This is a genomic window from Mesorhizobium sp. CNPSo 4670 (genome assembly GCF_057784235.1).
Genome location: NZ_JBWJFQ010000004.1, coordinates 414,446 through 436,180, shown reverse-complemented (window position 1 = coordinate 436,180; position 21,735 = coordinate 414,446). Strand labels below are relative to the sequence as shown.

General features: G+C 63.1%; 17 protein-coding genes. 4 read left to right on the top strand and 13 right to left on the bottom strand.

Annotation, left to right across the window (positions count from 1 at the left end; translation table 11 throughout):
• Nucleotides 1–31 precede the first annotated feature (31 nt).
• From AC0ZT5_RS10725 to AC0ZT5_RS10665, 13 genes are all read right to left on the bottom strand, one after another.
• Nucleotides 32–970 carry an ABC transporter substrate-binding protein gene (locus tag AC0ZT5_RS10725; RefSeq protein WP_488496428.1) on the bottom strand — a complete coding sequence of 313 codons (939 nt, stop codon included), beginning with the start codon at nt 968–970 and terminating at the stop codon, nt 32–34.
• Nucleotides 971–1,133: 163 nt separating this feature from the next.
• A complete protein-coding gene (locus AC0ZT5_RS10720) occupies nt 1,134–1,478 on the bottom strand; it encodes a peptidase inhibitor family I36 protein (protein ID WP_477418654.1) in 345 nt (114 codons plus the stop codon).
• 89 nt (nt 1,479–1,567) lie between these two features.
• Nucleotides 1,568–2,416 carry a DUF1194 domain-containing protein gene (locus AC0ZT5_RS10715; protein ID WP_488496427.1) on the bottom strand — a complete coding sequence of 283 codons (849 nt, stop codon included), beginning with the start codon at nt 2,414–2,416 and terminating at the stop codon, nt 1,568–1,570.
• Nucleotides 2,417–2,510: 94 nt separating this feature from the next.
• The gene (locus tag AC0ZT5_RS10710; protein ID WP_488496426.1) at nt 2,511–5,072 is read right to left on the bottom strand and encodes a GcvT family protein; all 2,562 of its coding nucleotides are present in this window, start codon (nt 5,070–5,072) and stop codon (nt 2,511–2,513) included.
• Between the two features lie 160 nt (nt 5,073–5,232).
• Nucleotides 5,233–5,991 (bottom strand): FkbM family methyltransferase, encoded by a 759-nt coding sequence (locus AC0ZT5_RS10705; protein WP_488496425.1) that lies wholly within the window; start codon nt 5,989–5,991, stop codon nt 5,233–5,235.
• Nucleotides 5,988–7,220 (bottom strand): hypothetical protein, encoded by a 1,233-nt coding sequence (locus AC0ZT5_RS10700; RefSeq protein ID WP_488496424.1) that lies wholly within the window; start codon nt 7,218–7,220, stop codon nt 5,988–5,990. The genes AC0ZT5_RS10705 and AC0ZT5_RS10700 overlap by 4 nt, the downstream gene beginning before the upstream one ends.
• Before the next feature lie 22 nt (nt 7,221–7,242).
• Nucleotides 7,243–8,673 carry an aspartate aminotransferase family protein gene (locus AC0ZT5_RS10695; protein WP_488496448.1) on the bottom strand — a complete coding sequence of 477 codons (1,431 nt, stop codon included), beginning with the start codon at nt 8,671–8,673 and terminating at the stop codon, nt 7,243–7,245.
• Between the two features lie 104 nt (nt 8,674–8,777).
• Nucleotides 8,778–9,785, bottom strand: a complete 1,008-nt coding sequence (locus AC0ZT5_RS10690) for an NAD-dependent epimerase/dehydratase family protein (protein ID WP_488496423.1) — start codon at nt 9,783–9,785, stop codon at nt 8,778–8,780.
• Complete coding sequence (locus AC0ZT5_RS10685; RefSeq protein ID WP_488496422.1) at nt 9,782–10,213, bottom strand: EamA family transporter; 432 nt, start codon at nt 10,211–10,213, stop codon at nt 9,782–9,784. Before AC0ZT5_RS10685 ends, AC0ZT5_RS10690 begins: the two co-directional genes overlap by 4 nt.
• 124 nt (nt 10,214–10,337) lie before the next feature.
• Nucleotides 10,338–11,687 (bottom strand): FAD-binding oxidoreductase, encoded by a 1,350-nt coding sequence (locus tag AC0ZT5_RS10680; RefSeq protein ID WP_488496421.1) that lies wholly within the window; start codon nt 11,685–11,687, stop codon nt 10,338–10,340.
• A 3-nt stretch (nt 11,688–11,690) separates the two neighbouring features.
• On the bottom strand, nt 11,691–13,124 hold the full coding sequence (locus AC0ZT5_RS10675) for a UbiA family prenyltransferase (RefSeq protein WP_488496420.1): 1,434 nt from the start codon (nt 13,122–13,124) through the stop codon (nt 11,691–11,693).
• Nucleotides 13,125–13,352: 228 nt separating this feature from the next.
• Nucleotides 13,353–13,616, bottom strand: a complete 264-nt coding sequence (locus AC0ZT5_RS10670; RefSeq protein WP_167392187.1) for a hypothetical protein — start codon at nt 13,614–13,616, stop codon at nt 13,353–13,355.
• A gap of 169 nt (nt 13,617–13,785) precedes the next feature.
• On the bottom strand, nt 13,786–16,275 hold the full coding sequence (locus AC0ZT5_RS10665) for a mechanosensitive ion channel family protein (RefSeq protein WP_488496419.1): 2,490 nt from the start codon (nt 16,273–16,275) through the stop codon (nt 13,786–13,788).
• A 207-nt stretch (nt 16,276–16,482) separates the two neighbouring features.
• On the opposite strand from AC0ZT5_RS10665, the gene AC0ZT5_RS10660 reads away from it, so the two are divergent.
• Genes AC0ZT5_RS10660 through AC0ZT5_RS10645 form a run of 4 tightly spaced genes read left to right on the top strand, consistent with a single transcriptional unit; the run spans nt 16,483 to nt 21,634 of the window.
• Entirely contained in the window at nt 16,483–17,742 is a 1,260-nt protein-coding gene (locus AC0ZT5_RS10660) for a sarcosine oxidase subunit beta (protein ID WP_488496418.1), read from the top strand.
• A gap of 10 nt (nt 17,743–17,752) precedes the next feature.
• On the top strand, nt 17,753–18,049 hold the full coding sequence (locus AC0ZT5_RS10655) for a sarcosine oxidase subunit delta (protein ID WP_378915062.1): 297 nt from the start codon (nt 17,753–17,755) through the stop codon (nt 18,047–18,049).
• Nucleotides 18,046–21,054: a sarcosine oxidase subunit alpha gene (locus AC0ZT5_RS10650; RefSeq protein WP_488496417.1), complete on the top strand. Its 3,009-nt coding sequence runs from the start codon at nt 18,046–18,048 to the stop codon at nt 21,052–21,054. The genes AC0ZT5_RS10655 and AC0ZT5_RS10650 overlap by 4 nt, the downstream gene beginning before the upstream one ends.
• On the top strand, nt 21,047–21,634 hold the full coding sequence (locus tag AC0ZT5_RS10645; protein WP_488496416.1) for a sarcosine oxidase subunit gamma: 588 nt from the start codon (nt 21,047–21,049) through the stop codon (nt 21,632–21,634). Before AC0ZT5_RS10650 ends, AC0ZT5_RS10645 begins: the two co-directional genes overlap by 8 nt.
• The last annotated feature ends 101 nt before the right edge of the window (nt 21,635–21,735 follow it).

Sequence of the window (21,735 nt, the reverse complement as noted above, 5' to 3'; positions counted from 1 at the left end):
CGCCGCCGCGAGATGGCCGAACGCTGGACTGTCAGTTCGACACCGCGCTGGTGTCGGCCAGCGTGGCGACGTCGGGCGCTTCCTTGATCAGCCCCATCTGCAGCAGAAGATCGCCGGCCGTCTTGGAAAAGTCCTGGAATTCCTTGGTGAAGAACTGTTTGTTCTCGGCCTTGTCGGCCCATTTCAGGTACTTCGCCGAATCCTCGAATTCCTTGGCCGACTGCTTCACGTCCGCGCCCATGATCTCGTAGGATTTCTGCGGATCGCTCTTGATCAGGTCGAGCGCTTCGAAATAGCTGTCGGCAAGTGCTTTGGCGGCATCGGGATTGGCCTTGAGGAACTCTGGCGTGCAACCGACCGTGTCGAGCACCATCGGGTAGTCGAGCGTCGTCGCTAGGATATGGCCCTGGTCGGATTTGCCTCGCACCGCCGAGATGAACGGCTCATAGGTGACGGCGGCGTCGTTCTGACCGGCGAGGAAGGCCTGCGCCGCCGCGTCCGGCTCCAGGTTGACGACGGTCACATCCTTGGTCGACATGCCGTTCTTGTTCAGCACCCAGGCGAGCATGAAGTAGGGCGACGTGCCCGGTGCCGAGGACGCGACATTCTTGCCCTTGAGATCGGCGACGGTCTTGATGTCGTTGCGGACGACGATGCCGTCGGCGCCATAGGACTTGTCGAGCTGGAAGATCTGCTTGGTGGTGACACCGCTGGCATTCCAGACCAGCCAGGTCTCGACCGTGGTGGCGGCGCATTGCAGGTCGCCGCTGGCGATGGCGAGCGGCCGGCTCGCTTGCGGCACCTTCTTCAAGGTCACGTCGAGGCCGTGCTTCTCGAACAGGCCTGCCTGTTTGGCAAGCGTCAGCGGCGCGAAGCCGGTCCAGCCGCTGATGCCGATGGTGACAGATGTGGCAGCCATCGCCGGTGCGGACAAGCCGGCGGCAAAGGCAAGAACGGCGATCCTGGTCATGTCAGTTCCCCTTTTGTTTTCTCTGAGGAAATTGTGTCACAGAGGGCAATCGGCTTGTCAATGAACAGGATGGTGAGGTGCAACGCGGGCCGGCGCCGATAGCCCCACTGGATCGCCCGCCCGCCGCCGAAACGGCATCAGCCGCCAGAAATCCGGCATGCCTTTAGTAGTCGTTGCAATAACACTCCGCCGACGAGATGCGGTCGTTCCACTCGCTGCCGCCGAAATTACGGACCCTGCGCCTGATCTCGATCGAACGGCCGCCCATCCGCGAGTCCTCATAGGCAACGAGCGTGCAACCCCGGCGGACGATCACCGACGACACACGGTCGTTCCAGAACTGACCGCCGCGAAAATTCACGGAATCGTCGGACCCCATGCCGATAGACCGCCCGCGAAAATTTGCGTGCTCGAACATGATGCAGGCGGGCTCATCATTGTATTGGGCGCTGGCGCCGTCAGCACAAAGCAGGGATGCGACAGCAGTCAGGATGGCAAGACGTTTCATCTGGTGTTTTCCTCGGTTCTGACCGCGGCCCCCGCCGCCCGATCGCGCGGCCTCGCCAGTTTGCCATTGCTTCCGCTGGAGAGGCAAGCCTAGCGGCTGTCGAACATCCAGCTGCGGTTGCGCCACATTTTCTCGCCGACCAGGCAATCGCTGACGGGCGCGTCCTGCGCCAATACAACAGGCGGATGCGCGGCTTCTTCCGCCGCCCATTGCGGTGAGGCTGGGCCGGCAAGTTCCAGCACCAGCTTGCGGCGTATGGCTTCGGGAAATTGCGTCCAGTCGTTGACCGGGATCATGAAGGCCCCAGGACCGCCGATGACACAGTCGCTGTAGTAGCGATCGAGATTGTTGACGTCGTAGGCGCCGGAAAAGCCGCCTCGGGTCATCAGCGGCAGTCCGTTGATGACGATGCCTTGCTTGACCAGCCCGTCGCGGGTGAGGTTGACCGGCGCGCCCTGGTTGTTGGGGCCGTCACCCGAAATGTCGATGACTCGCTTGTCTCCCTGGTAGCCGCTTTCAGCAAAAAGATCGCTGCCGAACTCCAGCGCGCCGGAGATCGAGGTGCGCCGCGCGCTGCCGGGCGGCTGGGCCGACAATTGCGCAACCACACGCTCCGCGTCGGCGCGATTGGCGATCACCGTCCACGGCACGATGACGCGTTGCCAGGTGGTGCCGGCCCACTCGACATAGGTAACCGCGATCTTGCCATGGACGCCATCGGCGATCGCCTGCAGCACGTTGTCGTGCGTCAGCGCCGCCGCGTAGCCGTGCCGCTGGATCTCAAGTTCATCGGGCGACATCGACAGGGAAACATCGACGGCCAGCACCAGCTCGACATCGACCGGTTCATCCGCGAGGGACACCGGCGTCAGCCAGAGCATCATTGCGATCGCGGCGCCGCCCGACAAGACATGTCTCGCGCATGAAAAAGCAGACATGCCGCAAGGGTAAGCGAGAATCGTCCGATTAAGAAGTGAAAAGCCCGGCCAAGAGCCGGGCTTCGCGTTCACGCTGTTTCGCGCTTGCCGGCGCTCAGCTGCGCGGCTTGAGGTTTTCCGGGTCATAGAGCGGCTTGTAGCCGACCGCCGCGACTTCAACCGGATAGGTCTCACCGAAATACTCGATGGCGAGCTTGCGGCCTTCCTGGGCAAACGCCCACGGCAGATAGGCGAGGCCGATGTTCTTGCCGATGGTCGGACCATAGGCCATCGACGTCGTGAACGACCGGCGCCCGAGTTCGTCGACCAGCGTTTCGCCCGTCTTCGGATCCATCACCGGCATCGTGCCGACGGGATAGCGGGCAACGCCTTTCGAATCGACATTCTCGGTCATCACCAGCGTGCACAGCGTGGCCGGCTGGTGCTCGCGCGCGCGGTACTCGACATGCCTGGCCTTGCCGCAGAAATCGTTCTCCTTGACCTTCGGACGGGCTAGATCGGCTTCGAGCAGATTGTACTCGGTCAGCAGGTCGGCATTCTGCAGGCGCAGGCTCTTTTCCATGCGGCGCGTGTTGGCATAGGTTTCGACGCCAAAGGGCATAACGCCGGTCGAGCGCAGCGCGTCCCAGACGGCGAGACCATCCTCGTAGCGCATATGCAATTCCCAGCCCTGCTCGCCGACATAGGAGATGCGGAAGGCGGTGACGTCCTTGCCGCCGATCCGGACCGGCTTGATCGCCGCGAACGGGAAGTTTTCAATCGAGAGCCCGCCCGGATTCTCGACCACCTTCTGCAAGGTCGCCCGGGCATTCGGACCCCAGATGCCGATGGTGACATATTTCTCGGTCACGTCGGTGATGGTGACGTCGAAACCTTTGTCCTGCGCGGTGCGGCGCATGTACTGGAAGTCGCGCGGGCCGGCGTCCGCCCCGTCGATCAAACGACAGCGGTCAGCCATTCGGATGACAGTGAAGTCAGCGCGCACCATGCCTTCCTCGTCGAGGAAGTGGGTGTAGATGCCCTTGCCGATATTGTTGTCGCCGCCGATCTTAGCCGCGCACAGCCATTCCAGTAACGCGACATGATCCGGCCCTTCGATGTCATACATCGAGAAGTGCGACAGGTTGACGATGCCGCAATCCTCGCTCATGGCGAGGTGTTCGGCATTGGAAACGCGCCAGAAATGGCGGTTGTCCCACTCGTTCTCGCGCACCGGCACGCGGTTGCCGTATTTTTCCAGAAGATGCTCGTTGGCGGCATAGCCGTGGGCGCGCTCCCAGCCGCCGAGTTCCATAAAATAGCCGCCGAGTTCATTTTCGCGCTCCCAGAACGGCGAGCGCCTGATGTTGCGGGCCTTGGAGAAGGGCTCGCGCGGATGCACCGCCGGATTGTAGACCTTCATCGCCGTCTCGGTGCAGCGGTCCCAGATGAACTGCTCCTTCGTCTGGTGCGGATAGAAACGCGCATAATCGATGGCGTGATGGTCGATCGCCGTGCGGCCGTCTGTCATCCAGTCGGCGATCAGCTTGCCCATGCCGGGCCCGTCCTTGACCCAGATGGCGACGGCATACCACAGGCCCCTCACCTTCTGGCTTTCGCCCATCGACGGGCCGCCATCCGCCGTCACCTGCAAGAGACCATTGAAGGAATGGCTCTCGTTGTAGCCGAGTTCGCCCAGGATCGGCGTCAGTTCCATGGCGCGTTCGAGCGGTCCCAGGATCTGCTCCATGTCGAGATCGCGCTGCGAAGGCGAAAGCCGAGCCTGGTCCTTCTCCAGCAGGTCGCGCGGATGGCAAAGGCGTGGATTGGTCTCTTCGTAATAGCCCCATTCGATCTGCCCGCCCTCGGCGGTCTTGGGATCGCCGGTGTCACGCATGTAGGCCGAATTGCCCTGATCACGCAGCAGCGGCCAGCCGATCTCCTTGCCGGTGCCGGCGAACTCGTTGTACGGGCCGAAGAAGGTGAGCGGATGGTCAATCGGCATGACAGGCAGATCCTCGCCGACCATCTCCGCGATCAGCCGGCCCCATATGCCGGCGCAGACCACGACATAATCGGCCTCGATCGTGCCGCGATCGGTCACCACGCCAGTGATGCGGCCGTCTTTGACGATGAGCGACTTTGCCGGAGTGTTGGCGAAGGATTTGAGCTTGCCGGAGGCTTCCGCCTGGTCGACCAGCTTGCCGGCGACGGTCTGCGAACGCGGGATGACGAGACCGGCATCGGGATCCCACAGGCCGCCCTGCACCATCCCTTCTTCGATCAGCGGAAACTTTTGCTTGATCTCGGCCGGTTCGATCAGGCGGGCGCGCGTGCCAAAGGCCTTGGCCGAGGCGATCTTGCGCTTGATCTCGTCCATGCGGCTGTCGTCGCCGACGCGAGCCACTTCGAGGCCGCCGATGCGCGCGTAGTGGCCCATCCTCTCGTAGAAATCGATGGAGTACAGCGTCGTCCAGCACGACAGGAAATCATGGCTGGTGGTGTAGCAGAAATCGGAGGCATGCGCGGTCGAGCCGATGTCGGTCGGGATGCCGGACTTGTCGATGCCGACAATATCGTCCCAGCCGCGTTCGATCAGGTGATGGGCGATCGATGCACCGACAATGCCGCCCAGGCCAACGATGACGACCTTCGCCTTTTTCGGAAACTCTGCCATTGCCCGCGACTCCAAAGTGATAAAGCGGGCGGACTATAGGGCGGAGCGGTGGCGCTGATGAAGCCTGTTTGCGACATTGGCAAAAAGCCGAGCGACCAGACGACCGAATGGTTCACATCAAGCGCCTAGGGCGGTTTTCTATTTCTGCCGGAAGATCAGCTCAAGCGAAGGCCCACACATCCTCAGCCTGGAAGCCGACCTGATAGCCTGATGTCTTCAGCTTGACCACGACCTGGCCGATCTCGGCCGCCGGCAGCGCACCGACCTCGACCTTGATCATGCCTGGGCGATAGCGCTTGAGGTCGAGTTGTTCGAAGACGACCCAGTCGGCGCCCTCGCAATCGACGAGGAAGGCATCGATGTGGCTGATGCCGTTGCGGTCGAGCAGGGTCTGCAGCGTTTCCGACGGCACTTCGATGTCTCTCAGATGCGGCGCGAACTTGTTGAAGTTGGCGTCGGCCTCGCCCCAGGCATTCTTGCCCGACATCAGATTGGTGTCGGTCACCGACGAGCAGCCGATGAACTCGATCGGCAACGTGCCTGCCTCGAGTGCTGCGGCATCGAAGGTGTGGACGGTGATCGTGCCCTTCGTCTTGGTGACAGCCACCGGCTCGATGATGAACCGGCTCGTGTCGGGATAGTTGGCGCGCAACCGTTTCTGATTGTACGGGATCGGCTCGACCAGCATGGCGCGTGCACCAGCTATGCGATTTAGCCAAGGCGTGACATCATCGAACAACGCGCCGTCGCAGGCGCCGACATTGACCATCTGGAACGGTCGTCCTGATCCGCCGAAGCGTGCCTTCAGCGCCGCCTTGGTCAGGAATTTCGTGCCGCGCAACGACGGCCCGCGATCGAGAAGTCCAACGGGAAGACCGAGCGACAGGGCAACGCGCGCCAGGTTGGATACGGAACTCATGACTTCTCTCCGGGAATGACGTGCAGGGCGGCGCGCTGCTGGCCACGCGTCACTGTCGCCCACGGCGCCATCAGCGGCGTCGCCAGCAGCAGGAACGGCGGGATCAGATTGGGGAAATAGATGCGGGTGTCGTGGATCGGAAACACGGCGAATTTCGCCAGCACGCCGAGCACCAGTGCTGCAAAAAGGATGCCGGCGCGACGCTCGAGGCGAAAGCCGGCGCGGCTTGCCGCATACCAGCCGGCCAAAGCCAGGACCGACACGCCGACCCAGCTGTTCAGGCTGACGGCCCGCAGCAGCGATGTGGCAAACGCCCGCAGATAGGCAGCGATCGAGAATGGCGGCTCGAACCCGTCCATATTGTAGTGCTGCTCGATGCTGGAGAACCACAGATGCGGCCACCAGCCGGGGTGATGGGCCCAGTGCGAAATGGCGAAATAGGCGACGAAGGACGCCACAAAGCCGGCCAGAGCACCCCACGCCTTCTGCCTGAACACGACCAGCAGCACAGCGAAAATGGCAAGGAAAACAATGTTGTCCGGCCGCGCCATGAAGGCGAGGAAGAGCAGGATCGCCGTAGGCGCCTCGCGGCCGCGGACATAGGCGTAAAGCCCACCGAGGAACAGTGCCGAGCACAACAGGTCAGGTGTCGAGGCACGCGCCGCATCGCCGAAGTCGGCCATGATCAGCACCGCGCCGACCACAGGCGCCAGCGCCAGTGCATGCTCCGAGCGCAGCCAGAGCAGCGCGATCGTGCCGAACAACAACACGGACAACACCGAGACCAGCCGCATCGCCTCGACCGGCGACATCGCCGAACTCATGGTCGACAGGATCTCGGCGTAGAGGAACTTGATCCGGTACATGCCGAGCAGCGAATGGAAGTCGGCGGCATTCTCCGCCATATGGCTGCGGAAGCCGCCACCATCATCGGTCAGCGTCTTGTAGTCGCCCGCCGACACGCCGGCCTTGACGGTGCTGTAGGCATAGTCGTGCAGCACCTGCGCATCGGGATAGGTGCCTTCCTCGGCGATGGCGAGATAGGGCAGCATGTCCCAGTTGGCGTCCGGCATCACCCATGCCGTGAACGCCGTCAGCAGGATGTAGAGCGCGAAAGCCGCCGCGCCGATAGGTGCCGCCAAACGCGCATAGGTCCCCTCGCCCCACGTCAGGCCGGCCTCGGTGAGCCGGTCGAGTGGGTTTTTCTCAGCGGGGGACTTGGTCAGCATGATTTTGCTCAGCGACCTCGCTTTAACGGACTTGGCTTTTGACGAAATCCTTGACGATCGACACGATGCCGCGCGACAGCAGGCTGTCGAAGGCATCGACGAAGCGATCGACATGCTCGCGCTGGCAGATCAGTGGCGGCTCGAGCCGGATGACGTTGCGATTGTATTCGGTGAAGGCGACCAGCACGTCGTAGTCACGCAGCAAGAGCGCACCGACGAAGCCGGACAGCGAGCCTTTCAGCTTGTCGTCGAGCACGCTGACGATCGGCCGCAGCACCATCGGCAAGGTCTGCGAGAAGTCGTGGAACTCCAGGCCGACCATGAAACCTTTGCCACGCACGTCCTTGATGATCTTCGGGTATTTGTCCTTGAGCGCCTGCAGCCGCTGCAGCAGGTAATCGCCGGTGACGGCGGCGTTGTCGATCAGCCCCTCGTCATAGAGCACGTTGAGCCCCTCGATCGAGGTGATGCAGGCCTCGCCCATGCCGCCGAAGGTTGCCATCGCATGGATCATCGCCGTCTTCGGCGTGCCGTAGGCCTTCATGTAGACCTCGCGCCGGGCAATCATGGCCCCGACCGCCGCCTTGCCGGCACCAAGCGACTTGGCCAGCGCCGTCACGTCAGGAACCACGCCGTAATGCTCGAAGGCATAGAAGCGGCCCGAGCGGCCATAGCCGCACTGCACTTCGTCGGCGACCCACAGCACCCCATATTGGTCGCAGAGCGCGCGCAGCTTCTGCCAGTATTCGGCGGGAGCCTGGATGATGCCGCCGCCGCCCTGGATGGTTTCGAGCACGATGACACCGACCTCCGGGTCGGAGCGGAACAGGCGCTCGACCGCTTCAATGTCGGCAAATGGGATGCGGACCGTATTGTCCGCCATCTTGAAGTCGGCGCGATAAAGCTGGCCGTCGGTGATGCCCAGCACGCCCTTGGTCTTGCCGTGGAAGGAATTCTCGGCATAGGCGATTTTCGGCCGCTTCGGGCCTGCGGCGCGCTCGGCGAGCTTGACCGCCGCTTCCATCGCTTCGGAGCCTGACGAGCCAAGGAACACCATGTCGAGATCGCCCGGTGAGCATTTGGCGATGTTGTGCGCCAGGGCCGCCGCATATTGCGACATGAAGGCGATGGCGATCTCCTGGCGCTTCTCCTCCTGGAATTTTTTCCGCGCTTCCAGAATGCGCGGATGGTTGTGGCCGAAGGCCAGCGAACCGAAACCGCCGAAGAAGTCGAGGATCTTGCGGCCGTTCTGGTCGATGTAGAACATGCCCTCGGCGCGCTCGATCTTGACCTTGTGGAAGCCGAGCAGCTTCATGAAATGCAGCTGCCCGGGGTTGAGATGCGCCTTGAACAGGTCGGTCATCGCAGCGACGTCCATCGCCTTGGCCTGCTCGACGCTGATCAGGTCGGGCTTGGCGATGGTGGCGGGCGACAGCGCCGGCGCGCTGACCATGGTGCGCGCGCTCGTCTGTTCGGGCTTGGCCATGACGGTCATTTCAATCTCCTGTCTGCGCGCATGACCAGGATCGTGCGCAACGAAAGCTGTTTTGCGAGCCGCTATTCGGCGGGCACATGTTTGGTGGCGACGGCGTGACCGGCCTTCTTGGCGCGGTACTCGCTGTAAGCGGCGATCAGCATGTCCTCGTCGCGATATTGCGGCACCCAGCCGAGCTGGCGCTCCGCCTTGGAGACATCGAGGACGCACTCTTCGTCGGCGATCAGATATTGCTCCGGATCCATGATCGGCATGTTCATCAGGTCGAGCAGGTCGAGCGTGCGCTTCACCGCCCAGCCCGGGGTAGGGATCAGGACCGATTTAGAACCGGCATGCCTGATCAGGTCGCCGAGCAGTTTCTTGACCGGCGGCGGGTTGAGCGAGCCCAGATTATAGGCCTCATCAGGCACCCCGGCCTTCCAGGCGGCGCGCGCGGCCTCGGCGCAGTCGAACACCGAGATGAACTGGTAGGGATTTCTGCCCGAACCGATCATCGGCACCGGAAAACTCCAGTCGATCAGCTTGAACAGTTTTTCCAGAATGCCGAGCCGGCCGGGACCGATGATCAGGCGCGGGCGAAACAGCGAGATCGACATGCCACGCTTGCGCCATTCGGCGGCAAGTTCCTCGGTCTTCTGCTTCGACCAGCCATATTCGCCAAGCGGCGCGACCGGATGCTCCTCGGTCATCGGCTGGGTGACCGTGTGGCCGTAGATCATGTCGGTGGTATAATGGACGAGCTTGGATGCGCCGGCCTTGTCCATCGCCTGCATGATGTGCTCGGTGCCATGGAAATTCACCGGAAAGAAGAAATCATGCCGCTTGGCGCGAACCTGGATCGGCGACAGCATCTTGGCCGACAAATTGTAGACCATGTCGTCGGCCTTCAGCCCAACCGCGGCGACCGAGGCCGGATCGGTGACATCGCACTTGATAAAGCGGACATTGCGGTAATGCGGCAGGTCGCTCCTGACGATGTCGGCGACGACAACCTCTTCACCATCGGCGACAAGCTTCGGGGCAAGATGGCGACCGACGAAACCGTCGCCACCGAAAATCACATGTCTCATTGGATAGTCTCGCTGTGAATCTTGTCGGAGGAAAGCGAAGCCGTTTGCGCCTCATGCCCGCGCCCGCTTTGCGCGATCAGCACCGTGCCGACGCAAATGCAGGCGATGCCGGCGATGCGCCAGCCATTGAGGTCCTCGCGGAAGACGAAATACGCGAAGATGGCAACGGCGACATAGGCGAGGCTGAGGAACGGATAGGCGAAGGAAAGCTCGACCTTGGACAGCACATAGAGGTGCGAGGCCATCGAGATGACGAAGGTGCACAGGCCAAGGAACACCCAGGGGCTGAAGACGATCTGCAACAGCTTGACCAGGGGATTGATGCCCTCGAACGAGATCGGCCCCAGCGACATCATACCTTGCTTCAGCATCAGCTGCGCAGCGGCATTGGTCATGACCGTAAAGAGAATGAAGACGATGTATTTCATGTGTTCCCAACCACCCCTTCACGCTTCCTATTACAAACCCGCAAATATTTCGTGAAGCCACGAAAATGTTTTGAGTGAATCGTCAATTTAACGATTTGATAATCAAGAATTACTCAAGTTTTATCTATTCCGCCGCCTCGACCGTACCGCGCCGCGTATCGAGTTTTCTTGCCGTCCGAGCCCAGAATGACGACATGAAGGCGGGATCGCGCAACGCTTCCAGCCGCTGCCATTCGGGAAAGGACGAAGCGAAGATGTCGGCGCCCATGCGGGCATCCTTATAGGGGTTGACCGCGCCGCCGGCCTCGACCGCGATGCGGTCGAGTTCCCGAAGCAGCGCAAGCGTTGCCGCTCCTCTGTTGGGGAAATCCAACGTCAGCGTATAGCCGGGACGCGGGAACGACAGCAGTGCCGGCGAGCGGATCGAGCCGAACCGCTTCAGCACCGTGAGGAACGACCCCTGCCCGCCCTGCCTTGCAGCCGCCAGCAGCGCCGACACCGCTTCGCGCGCTGTCTCTTCCGGCATCACGCTCTGGTGCTGGAAAAGTCCCTTCGGTCCGTAAAGCCGGTTCCAGTCGCGCACGCCATCAAGCGGAAAGAAGAAGCCCTGGTATCCGACCTGGCGCGGCGCCGCGGACCGGCCCTTCTTCCACCGGTAGGCGGCGTTGAAGGCGGTCAGGAACGGCCGGTTGAGGACATTGAACGGTGGCTGGACCGGCACCGATAGCGTGCAACCGGCGCGCGCGGCGGCATGCGAACCGTGCTCGGCGTGATTGCCCGTGAACAGCAGGCCGCGGCCACTGTTGCGGCCGCCGGCCAGTTGGTCGATCCAGGCGACCGCATATTCATTGGCCTGGTCGGCCGCCTCGGCCAGACCGAAAAATTCGCCGAGATCGCGAAACGGCGTCGCCGTCTCGACGATGTCGAGCGAAGGCACCCGCATCAGCCGGATCGAGGCCGACAGGATGAGGCCGGTTAGCCCCATGCCGCCGATCGTCGCCCGAAACAGCCGCGCATTGTCGGTCGCAGCACAGCGACGGGTCTTTCCGTCGGACCTGAGCAGCGTCAAAGTCTCGACATGACAGCCGAAGGTGCCGCGCCGATGATGGTTCTTGCCATGCACGTCATTGGCGATGGCGCCGCCGAGCGTGACGAATTGCGTGCCTGGAACAACCGCCGGGAAGAAGCCGTAAGGGGCAGCGTGTGCGATGATGTCGGACAGCAGCACGCCGGCATCGGCTTCAAGAAGGCCTGTCTCGGCATTGAAGGCGCGGATGGTGTTCAAAGACCGCATGTCGACGACCGTGCCGGCCTCGTTCTGGCAGGAATCGCCGTAGGAACGCCCGTTGCCATAGGCGAGCAGCGACGCCGGCTTGGGTTGGCCGCCCTTCAGCAAGGCAATGCCGTCATCTGCACCGATCGCTCGTGGCGCCGGCGGCGTGGCAAGACCAAAGCTCTGGAAGCGTTCGGCCATCCCCTACCAGCCCCCGATGACCAGCATCACCGCGCCGATCAGCACAACGATTTGGCTGCGCCAGTCGCGGATGATGAAGACGACCGGGTCGTCATGCATCTCGTCGCGGCGCGCCAGGATCCAGACGCGCATGGTGAGATAAAGCACGATCGGCGCCAGCGGCCAGATCAGCCACGGATGCGGATAAAGCTCGCGCACCGCGACGCTGTCCATGTAGAGCGCCAGAACCAGCGCCGAGGAGAAGGCCGAAGCCATGCCGGCCTGGGCAACGATCTCCTGGTCTTCGGTGCGATAGCCACGGCCGGCAATGCGTTCGCCGGGCGGAATGGCGGTGGTGCGCAGTTCGACGAAGCGCTTCACCAGCGCCAGCGACAGGAAGAAGAAGATCGAGAAAGCGAGCAGCCAGAACGAGACGTCGACACCGGTCGCGGCCGCACCCGCCAGGACACGGATCGTGTAGAGGCCGGCAAGCGTCAGCACGTCGACAAGCAGCATGCGCTTGAACGACAGCGAATAGGCCGTCGTGACCACCATGTAGCCGCCAAGCACGGCCAGGAATTCGGGCGACAACAGCAACCCGGTGGCGATGCCGATCGCCAGCAGCACCGCGATCGCGCCAAGGCCGAACGGGATCGACAGCGCACCACTGGCGAACGGCCGGTTGCGCTTGGTGGCGTGCTTGCGGTCGAGCGCAAGGTCGAAGAAATCGTTGAGGATGTAGATGGCCGAGGCCACGGCGCTGAACGAAACGAATGCCAGCAGGCATTCCCAGATCATGTCGGTGTTGAAATATTCATGCGACAGCACCATCGGCACGGCGATCAGCGAGTTTTTGAGCCACTGATGCACCCGCAACATCTTGACGACGGTCCGCAATGTCGGCTTCGGCGTCGGCATCGTCTCGGCGCCGTGGGCTGCCTGCCAGCGCGCGGCATGACGGTCGGGCGCTACGACGATTGCCGTACGCGCCGAGTCGAAGACCTGGAGGTCGTGTCGGCTGTTGCCGGCATAATCGAAGCCGCCGTCGCCATAGGCCGCGATCAGTGAGGCGCGCTTCTTGCCGGAGGTGAGATTGTCGAAACCGTCGGTGGCCAGCACCCGGTCGAAAATTCCGAGATGGGCAGCGATGGCATCGGCGAATTTGCGCGGCGTGCCCGTCGCCAGCACGATCTTACGGCCTTCGGCGTGCTCGGTCCGGAGACGGCAGAGCAACGCCTCGCGATAGGGCAGCGTTGCCGGATCGATGTCGATGCGCTGGGCGATCGCCTGCTTCAACCGGGCCGGCCCTCGGGCGGCCCAGAAAGGCACGAGGAAGATATAGAGCGGGTTCTTCTTGAGAAGGATGAACAGCCCTTCCCACAACAGGTCGGTAGCAATCAGCGTGCCGTCGAGATCGACCGCAAACGGTATTGCGTTCCTGTCCGACCGCGCATCCATAGCCCGTCCTGCCCTGCCACCGTATGATCCGGAAAACCGGAGCCTCGTTGCGCGCCGCGTTTCGGCGTCTTGAAGCTGGTATAGCCGGGAACGGCATAGCGAACGTTAAAACGCCCGGATGCAGGCGGTTGTCGCGGCGGTATTTCCAGCGTCATTGTTAAGCAAACGCTACCGCGAACAATAAAAGGCCGGGCAAATGCCCGGCCTTTTTTCGTCATGTCGCCGGAATTACTTGATGCGGGCAACGCCGCCCGAGATTTCGACGGTTTCCGAGCCAGTGAGGGCTTCGAGATCACCATTGGGCAAGGTGACGAAGCAACCGTTCGGGCAGAATTCAACGGTTTCGCCAGCGGCCAGCGCAAGGTCGGATTTGCTGCCGCCCTCCGTCACGATCAGCGTGCGGGTCTCGGCGTCCTTGTTGACCGCGCTGGCGGCATGGGTCGAGCCGATGGCAGCGGCCAAAGCGACGGCAGCGACGAGAGACTTCCACATGTTGCAATATCGGTGTTCCCACCGCCTCTGTTGCATTTCGCAAGGCATTTTCGCCTTTGCATGGGAGCTTATATGAGATGGAAGCTGAACCGCAACTGAATGCCGCATTCATGCCGCAATTGGCTTTGGCTGGTTGGGAGCGCGAGGGCCAGCTGACTGTCAGCACCCCCTAGTCGGGATCGGGCTTGCGCACCTTGCGTCCCGATTTGGCGAGCCGCTTCGCCTCGACCGCGGCTTCCACCTTGGCCTGCTCCTGTTCAGCGAAGTCGGCCTCGATCTTGTCGTCGTCGGTCGGCCAGGCCTCTGGCTTGCGGACCTCGACGACAGCGCGTGGCGTCGAAGGAATCTCGATATGCTCGCCGTTGAATTTCTCGAGCACGGCAAAGCGGATGTCGTTCTGCGCGATATTGCCGTTCATCACATCGGCCAGGAACACGCGGATCTCGAATTCCAGTGCTGCCGCGCCGAAATTGGAAAACAGCACGAAGGGTTCCGGATTCTTCAGCACCATGGGGTGGCTGCGTGCGATGTCCAGCAGGATGGCGTGAACCTGTTTGACGTCGCTGCCATAGGCGACGCCGACCTTGATGTCGACGCGGCCAAGCTTGTTGCGATGCGTCCAGTTGCCGACGGCGTTGTTGATCAGGTTCGAATTGGGCAGGATCACCGACTGCCGCTGGAACGTCTCGATCTCGGTGGCGCGCACGCTGATCTTCTTGACGGTGCCGCTGACATCGCCGGCGACAATCCAGTCACCGACCTTGAATGGCCGCTCGGCCAAAAGGATCAGGCCGGAGACGAAATTGGACACCACATTCTGCAGGCCAAAGCCGATACCAAGGGAAAGCGCTCCTGCGACCAGCGCAAGACTGGACAGGTCGATGCCTGCAGCCGATATGCCGACCAGTGCCGCCAGCGCAACGCCGGCATAGCCGACCGCCAGCCGGATCGAATTGCGCACTCCGGTATCGACCTTGCCGCGAGCCATCACCGAGCCGTCGAGCCAGCCCTGGAACCATCGCGTCAGGAAATAGCCGATGATGAAGACGACGATGCCGGAAAGGATGCCGACGACCGAAATCGTCACCGAGCCGATGGTGACTCCGGTTGCCAGCTTGTAGGCCCAGGCCTCGATGTCGCCGGGCTGGAAGCCCCACATCAACAGGATCAGCGGCAGGAACACCAGCACGATCATCAGGTTGATGGCGACGCTGACGGCGAGGCCGAGTTGATCGAGGGCGGCGTCATCGTAACTCGAATTGGCGGACAGCCGGCGCCCAACGGACGTGTCGGCGAAAGCGCCCTCCTCGCCGATCGCCCGCGCCGACAGGAAGCCGATATAGGAAGTGATGAGGATGGTGCCGGTGACCAACACTTGCACCGAGACAAAGATGGCAAGGCCAATATAGCCGAGCAAGGCCGCAGCGATGGTGAACAGACCGAGCGCGAGCGCCATGTAGCGCAGCCATGCCGGCCACGGCCGCCAGCTTCCATCACGCGCCCTGAACGGCCGCAGCATCGCCATCAGGATCAGGATCACGCCAAAGATGATCGTGGCGCCGAAACTCCGTGCGATGGTCAGCGACAGCGGCGAGCCCATCTTGTCGTTGACGATGGACAGGAAATAGTTGACGCCGATGACCACTGCCATGGCGGTCGTCAGCCGCACCAGCCAGCGCGCCGGGCCGGTTTCGACGGGAATGAGCCGCCAGTTCGGCAGCCGCGGCTCGAGCGCCGCATTGGTCAGCCGGTTGACGCCGAACACCACAGCGATGACAGCCGCCAGCGCGTTCAGGAAGACCCCGATGTCGCCACGCAACACATTGTAATAGTTAAATAAGAACACCGTGGAGGCCAGGAATACGCTGACCGCCAGTGACGGCAGCAAAGTCGACCAGAACGCCACCGACAGACGGCTGAGATAGGACGGTTCCTCGACCGTCGGGTCGGCTTCGAAGACCCGCCCGAACAGCCGCCTGCCCCCGACCAGCAGCACCAGCGCCAGTCCGAGCGCCACGAAGGTCGCTGCCAGGATGGCCTTGAACTTGAACTTGAAAGCGAAGATCAGCCAGGACGACACCGCCTTGTACAGGTTGGCGTATTCGTCATGGGCGTCGGAGAAGACCTCAGGGCTCAGGGCATCGGACAGCACGTAGCGCTTGGTCAAAAGGTTGCGGAACAGCGCGCTGCGCATGTTGCCGATCTTGTCGACCAGCCCGCTGATGCGGATCGACAGGTTCTGCGCGCTGGCGACGACTGCGTTGATCTCGGCCTTTTCCGACGCCAACGCCTGGCGTTCGCCTGTCACTATGTCGGGCTCCTGCGGCTGCCCCGCCGCGGGTGGCGGGCCCAGCACCTCGATCCGATTGTTGATGTCGGTGAGGCGCGAACGAAACGCCAGCGCACTGGTAAGTGCCGCACGCGACACGTCCTCCAGTTGCAGACGAATATCGACAAGTGAGGCATCGTCCTCACCGTCCTGCTGTATTTTCTTCTCGAGGTCGTCAGTCTTGGCCGTCAGGCCCTGGATGACTTTCTGCTGATCGGTGATCAATCCGGCAGCGCCCTGACCGAGCGCTTGCGCCATCGCGTTAAACGAAGGCGGCGCCGAGACGACAAGCGCTAGGATCAAAATGAGGCGAAGCAACCGGAAAAGCATGATTTGTTGGCGACTCACGAGCGGCAAAGGCATCTAAAAAGCCTGTCATTGATAAAGACGGCCATATCATGGGGCAAGCCGTCGCATCCGAACGCTCGACTCATCCGATCGCGGGCGTCGGCCAGTCGAAAGGCGATGGCGCAATATTGGCTTTGCGGATGCGGCCTGCTCTATAGTCTGCCGCATCGCCCGAACCGGATGACAATGATGGCAGAGTACTCGGCCTTTTCGCTGCTCGCGAACGCGCTCAAGGGAAACAAGGACTGGAAACCGGCCTGGCGCAAGCCGGATCCGAAGGCGTCCTATGATGTCATCGTCATCGGTGGCGGAGGCCACGGGCTGGCAACCGCCTACTATCTCGCCAAGGAACACGGCATCACCAATGTCGCGGTGCTGGAAAAGGGGTGGCTCGGCTCCGGCAATGTCGGCCGCAACACGACGGCCGTGCGCTCGAACTATCTGCTGCCCGCCAACACCCGCTTCTACGAGCATTCGATGAAGATGTGGGAGAACCTGTCGCACGACCTCAATTACAATGTCATGTTCTCCCAGCGCGGCTGCCTGAACCTGGCCCACACGCCGGCCCAGTTCGACGATTATGCACGGCGCGGCAACGCCATGCGCCATCTCGGCGTCGATGCTGAATTGATGACGCCAGCGCAGATCAAACGCCTGATCCCGGCGCTCGATATCTCCGACAGCGCACGCTTCCCGGTGGTCGGCGGCCTGATGCAGCGGCGCGCCGGCACCGCCCGCCACGATGCGGTGGCCTGGGGCTATGCGCGTGGCGCCGACCGGCGCGGCGTTGACATCATCGAGAATTGCGAGGTCACCGGCTTCCTGCGCGACGGCGACCGCGTCACCGGCGTCACGACTTCGCGCGGCGACATCCGCGCCAGGAAGGTGGCCGTAGCGGTCGCCGGCAGCACCGGGCGCGTCATGCAGTTGGCCGGCGTCGAGACGATGCCGATCGAAAGCCACGTGCTGCAGGCCTTCGTCACCGAATCGCTAAAACCCTTCATCGACACCGTGGTCACCTTCGGCATGGGCCATTTCTACATGTCGCAGTCGGACAAGGGCGGCCTCATCTATGGCGGCGACATCGACGGCTACAACAGCTATGCCCAGCGCGGCAACCTGCCTATCGTCGACGAGGTGATGAGCGAGATGCTGGCGCTGTTTCCGGGCCTTGCCCGCGTGCGCATGCTGCGCTCCTGGGGCGGCGTCTGCGATATGTCGATGGACGGCTCGCCGATCATCACCACCGGCCCCCTGCCCGGCATGTATCTCAACTGCGGCTGGTGCTATGGCGGCTTCAAGGCGACGCCGGCCTCGGGCTGGTGCTTTGCCTGGACCATCGCCAAGGATCAGCCGCACGACTTCAACGCCCCCTTCACGCTCGACCGCTTCCACCGCGGCCTGGTGATCGACGACAAGGGCCAGGGTGCAAACCCGCGGCTGCATTAGGTAAAGTCCTATGTTGATCACCTGTCCATATTGCGGCCCGCGCGACGTCATCGAGTTCACCTATCAAGGTGACGGCAACCGCGAGCGTCCCGACCCCGCCTCGCAGAATTTCGAGGCATGGAACGCCTATGTCTACGACCGGCTGAACCCGGCCGGTGACCACAACGAAATCTGGCAGCATTCCGGCGGTTGCCGCGCGCATCTGAGGGTCGTGCGCAACACGCTGACACATGAGATTTTGAGCGTCGCCTTCATGCGCGGCGCTCACACCTCGACCGCGCGCCGCAAGGCGGAGGACAAGTCATGAGCCCGCGCCGCACCGACACCGGCGGCCGCATCGACCGGCTGAAAACCGTCCGCTTCACCTTCGACGGAGCGGCCTATACCGGCCATGCCGGCGACACGCTGGCGTCGGCGCTGCTGGCCAGGGGCGTCACCCTTTACGGGCGTTCATTCAAATATCACCGCCCGCGCGGCCTGCTCACCGCAGGCGTCGAGGAGCCCAACGCGCTGGTGACGGTGCTGAAGGGCGAGGTTCGCGAGCCCAACATTCCGGCGACCATGGTCGAGATCCATGACGGGCTGGTCGTCATCAGCCAGAACCGCTTTCCCTCGCTTGCCTGGGACGTCAACGCCGTCAACCAGCTTGGCGGCAAGATCCTGTCGGCCGGCTTCTACTACAAGACCTTCATGGGGCCGGTGATCGGTCCGCTCAAGGGCACGCGCTTCTGGATGTTCTGCGAACATTTCATCCGCCGCGCCGCCGGTCTCGGCAGCGCCGGATCGGCGAAGGACCCGGCCCGCTACGAGCGCATGAACGCCTTTTGCGACGTGCTGGTGGTCGGCTCCGGTCCGGCCGGGCTGATGGCCGCCAAGGCCGCTGCCGATCAGGGCGCCCGCGTCATGCTGGCCGATCTCGAGCCGCGTTTCGGCGGCGCTGCCAACTGGTCAGGCGAAACCATCGATGGCGCACCGGCCGCCGACTGGGCCCGCCGCACCGTCGCCCAGCTCGAAGGCCGCGACAATGTCCGGCTTTTGCCGCGCACCACGGTCTGGGGCTATTACGACAACAACACCCTTGCCGCGCTCGAAAGGGTCAGCGACCACAAGGAGCAGCCCGGCAAGGGCGAGCCGCGCCATCGCTATTGGGCGATCCGCGCCCGCTCCGTGGTGCTCGCCACCGGCGCCTTCGAGCGGCCGCTGGTGTTCCCGGGCAACGACAGGCCGGGCGTGATGCTGGCGCATGCCGCCGAGCGCTACGCCAACGAGTTCGGCGTCTTGCCGGGCGAACGGATCGCGCTGTTCACCAACAATGACAGTGCCTACCGAGCGGCCGTCGCCTTGAAGAAGGCGGGTGCCGCGGTCGTCGCCATTGCCGACGTCCGGCCAGAGCCTTCAGCAGAAATGCGCAAGCTGGCCACGGAGGCCGAGGCCGAGATCTTCGCCGGCCATGCCGTCGTCGCCACCGAGGGCGGCAAGGCGCTGTCCGGCCTTAAGCTGCAACGCTTCGATATGGCCAACGGCTCGCTCACCGGCGACGCCCGCAGCATCCATGCCGATTGCCTGCTGATGTCGGGCGGCTGGTCGCCGACCATCCATCTGGCCAGCCAGGCCGGCGCCAAGGCGGAATGGAACGCCGCGCGGCAGGCTTTCCTGCCGCCGAAGCCGACGCAGCAATGGCCAACTCAGCATTGGATCGGCGCCGGCGCCTTCACCGGCAGTTTTTCCACCACCGAAGCCATCGCCGAAGGCCGCGCCGCTGGCCTTGCCGCGGCCGGTGGAACCAGCACGCCAGCGGCGTTGCCCACTGTCGAAGCCGTTCCTGGCGATCCCGATCCGGCGCCGGTGTTCGAGATCAGGGCCAAAGGCAAGAGCTTTGTCGATTTCCAGCACGACGTCACTGCGGAGGATGTGCGGCTGGCACACCGCGAGGGCTTTGTCTCGGTCGAGCACCTGAAGCGCTACACCACGCTCGGCATGGCGACCGACCAGGGCAAGAGCTCCAATGTTCCGGGCCTTGCCATCATGGCCGAGGCGCTGGGCAAGCCGATCCCCGAAGTCGGCACGACGCGCTTCCGCCCACCCTTTACGCCGGTGTCGATCGGCTCGCTGGCGGCGGAACGCTTCGGCGACCTGAAACCCGAGCGGCTGACGCCGATGCATGACTGGCATCTCGCCAATGGCGCGACCATGTATTCGGCCGGCCTCTGGTACCGTCCGATGATCTACGGCCATGCCGGAGAGACGGTCGAGCAGGCCTATGTGCGCGAAGCCAAGGCGGCGCGTCACAGCGCCGGCATCGTCGATGTCTCGACACTGGGCAAGATCGCCGTGCAAGGACCCGACGCCGCCGCATTCCTCGACCGCGTCTACACCAACATGTTTTCGACGCTGGTCGTCGGCAAGGCGCGCTACGGGCTGATGCTGCGCGAGGACGGCCTCGCCTTCGACGACGGCACCACCTGGCGGCTTGGCGAGCAGGATTTCCTGATGACCACCACCACGGCCAACGCCGGCAAGGTGATGCAGCATCTGGAATATTTCCTCGACGTGATCTGGCCGGAGCTCAAGGTCCACGTCACCTCTGTTACCGACGAATGGGCGGGCGCCGCGATCGGCGGACCGAAGGCAAGACAGATCCTCGCTGCGTGTGTCACCGGCACATCGGTCGACAACGCCACCTTGCCCTTCATGGGCATCGTGCGCGGCGAGATATCGGGTGTACCGGTGATGATTTGCCGGCTGTCTTTCTCCGGTGAAATGGCCTTCGAGGTCTATTCCGGTGCCGGCTACGGCACCCATGTCTGGGAAGCGCTAATCGAGGCCGGCAAGCCGTTCGGGCTGGTCACCTACGGGCTCGAGGCGCTGGGCACTATGCGCATCGAGAAAGGCCATGTCACCGGTGCCGAGATCGACGGCCGCACCACGGCGCGCGACCTGCATCTCGACTGGATGCTGTCGAAGAAGAAGCCATTCATCGGCTCGGCGATGATGGACCGCGAGGGCCTGATCGCGGCTGACAGGCTGGAACTGGTAGGCCTGATCGCGCTCGACAACCGGCCGCTCAATGGCGGCGCACACATCGTCGAGCAAGTCGACGAGGCCAATCCGCACGGCTCGATCGGCCACATCACCGCCTGCTGTTATTCGCCGGCGCTCGGCAAACACATTGCGCTGGCGCTGGTCAAGGGCGGCAAGGCAAGGCACGGCACGCGCGCCAATGTCTCCGATCCGTTGCGCAACCGGTTCGGGCCGGTCGAGATCGTCTCCAACCACTTCTTCGATCCGGACGGGAGCCGCATGCATGGTTGAGCGTCAATCACCGCTCGAGCCGGAGTTTCACATTGGCTCGCATGGCAATTTCGAACACGGCGTCGAGATCATCCTGACCGAGACCGGGACCGGCTCGATCGTGCAGCTGGCAGCCTGGCCGGGCGAGGAGAAGAAGCTGATCGCCGCCATTCGCACCGTCACCGGGCTTGCGCTGCCCGATGGCGCAGGCGGCGGCCTGAGCGACGGTGTGAAGTCGGTCTTCGGCTTCGCACCGGGAAAATTCACCGTTGCCGATGAAGCCGAAGGCCTGGCCGACGCCTTTGCCAAGGTGGTCACCCCGGCCATCGGCACGGTGACCGACCTTTCGCATGGTCGCACCGCCATTCGCATCGCCGGGCCGAAGGCCGAATGGGTGCAGGCGAAATTCTTCGCCATCGACTTCGCACTGCCGGCCTTTCCGGTCGGCGCCGGCCGCTCGACCACCCATCACGATGTCTTCGCCCAGATCCAGCGCACCGGCTCCGACCAGTTCGACATCTATGTCTTCCGCTCGTTCGCACGCTCGTTCTGGAAGGCGCTCTGCCATGCCAGCGAGGAAGTCGGCTACGAGGTGCAATAGGCGGCGCCGGCCGGCCGCATCGCCACGGCTTCTGGCATCAAGGCCAGCCGGTTCTGCCGCTAGAGAATCGCGCCGCGGGCGGCCATGATGGGAAACGTGGC

Bases quoted from the DNA above. Each gene is read 5' to 3' on its own strand.
- AC0ZT5_RS10725 (WP_488496428.1), bottom strand. From the start codon at position 970: ATGACCAGGATCGCCGTTCTTGCCTTTGCCGCCGGCTTGTCCGCACCG.
- AC0ZT5_RS10720 (WP_477418654.1), bottom strand. From the start codon at position 1,478: ATGAAACGTCTTGCCATCCTGACTGCTGTCGCATCCCTGCTTTGTGCT.
- AC0ZT5_RS10715 (WP_488496427.1), bottom strand. From the start codon at position 2,416: ATGTCTGCTTTTTCATGCGCGAGACATGTCTTGTCGGGCGGCGCCGCG.
- AC0ZT5_RS10710 (WP_488496426.1), bottom strand. From the start codon at position 5,072: ATGGCAGAGTTTCCGAAAAAGGCGAAGGTCGTCATCGTTGGCCTGGGC.
- AC0ZT5_RS10705 (WP_488496425.1), bottom strand. From the start codon at position 5,991: ATGAGTTCCGTATCCAACCTGGCGCGCGTTGCCCTGTCGCTCGGTCTT.
- AC0ZT5_RS10700 (WP_488496424.1), bottom strand. From the start codon at position 7,220: ATGCTGACCAAGTCCCCCGCTGAGAAAAACCCACTCGACCGGCTCACC.
- AC0ZT5_RS10695 (WP_488496448.1), bottom strand. From the start codon at position 8,673: ATGGTCAGCGCGCCGGCGCTGTCGCCCGCCACCATCGCCAAGCCCGAC.
- AC0ZT5_RS10690 (WP_488496423.1), bottom strand. From the start codon at position 9,785: ATGAGACATGTGATTTTCGGTGGCGACGGTTTCGTCGGTCGCCATCTT.
- AC0ZT5_RS10685 (WP_488496422.1), bottom strand. From the start codon at position 10,213: ATGAAATACATCGTCTTCATTCTCTTTACGGTCATGACCAATGCCGCT.
- AC0ZT5_RS10680 (WP_488496421.1), bottom strand. From the start codon at position 11,687: ATGGCCGAACGCTTCCAGAGCTTTGGTCTTGCCACGCCGCCGGCGCCA.
- AC0ZT5_RS10675 (WP_488496420.1), bottom strand. From the start codon at position 13,124: ATGGATGCGCGGTCGGACAGGAACGCAATACCGTTTGCGGTCGATCTC.
- AC0ZT5_RS10670 (WP_167392187.1), bottom strand. From the start codon at position 13,616: ATGTGGAAGTCTCTCGTCGCTGCCGTCGCTTTGGCCGCTGCCATCGGC.
- AC0ZT5_RS10665 (WP_488496419.1), bottom strand. From the start codon at position 16,275: ATGCTTTTCCGGTTGCTTCGCCTCATTTTGATCCTAGCGCTTGTCGTC.
- AC0ZT5_RS10660 (WP_488496418.1), top strand. From the start codon at position 16,483: ATGGCAGAGTACTCGGCCTTTTCGCTGCTCGCGAACGCGCTCAAGGGA.
- AC0ZT5_RS10655 (WP_378915062.1), top strand. From the start codon at position 17,753: ATGTTGATCACCTGTCCATATTGCGGCCCGCGCGACGTCATCGAGTTC.
- AC0ZT5_RS10650 (WP_488496417.1), top strand. From the start codon at position 18,046: ATGAGCCCGCGCCGCACCGACACCGGCGGCCGCATCGACCGGCTGAAA.
- AC0ZT5_RS10645 (WP_488496416.1), top strand. From the start codon at position 21,047: ATGGTTGAGCGTCAATCACCGCTCGAGCCGGAGTTTCACATTGGCTCG.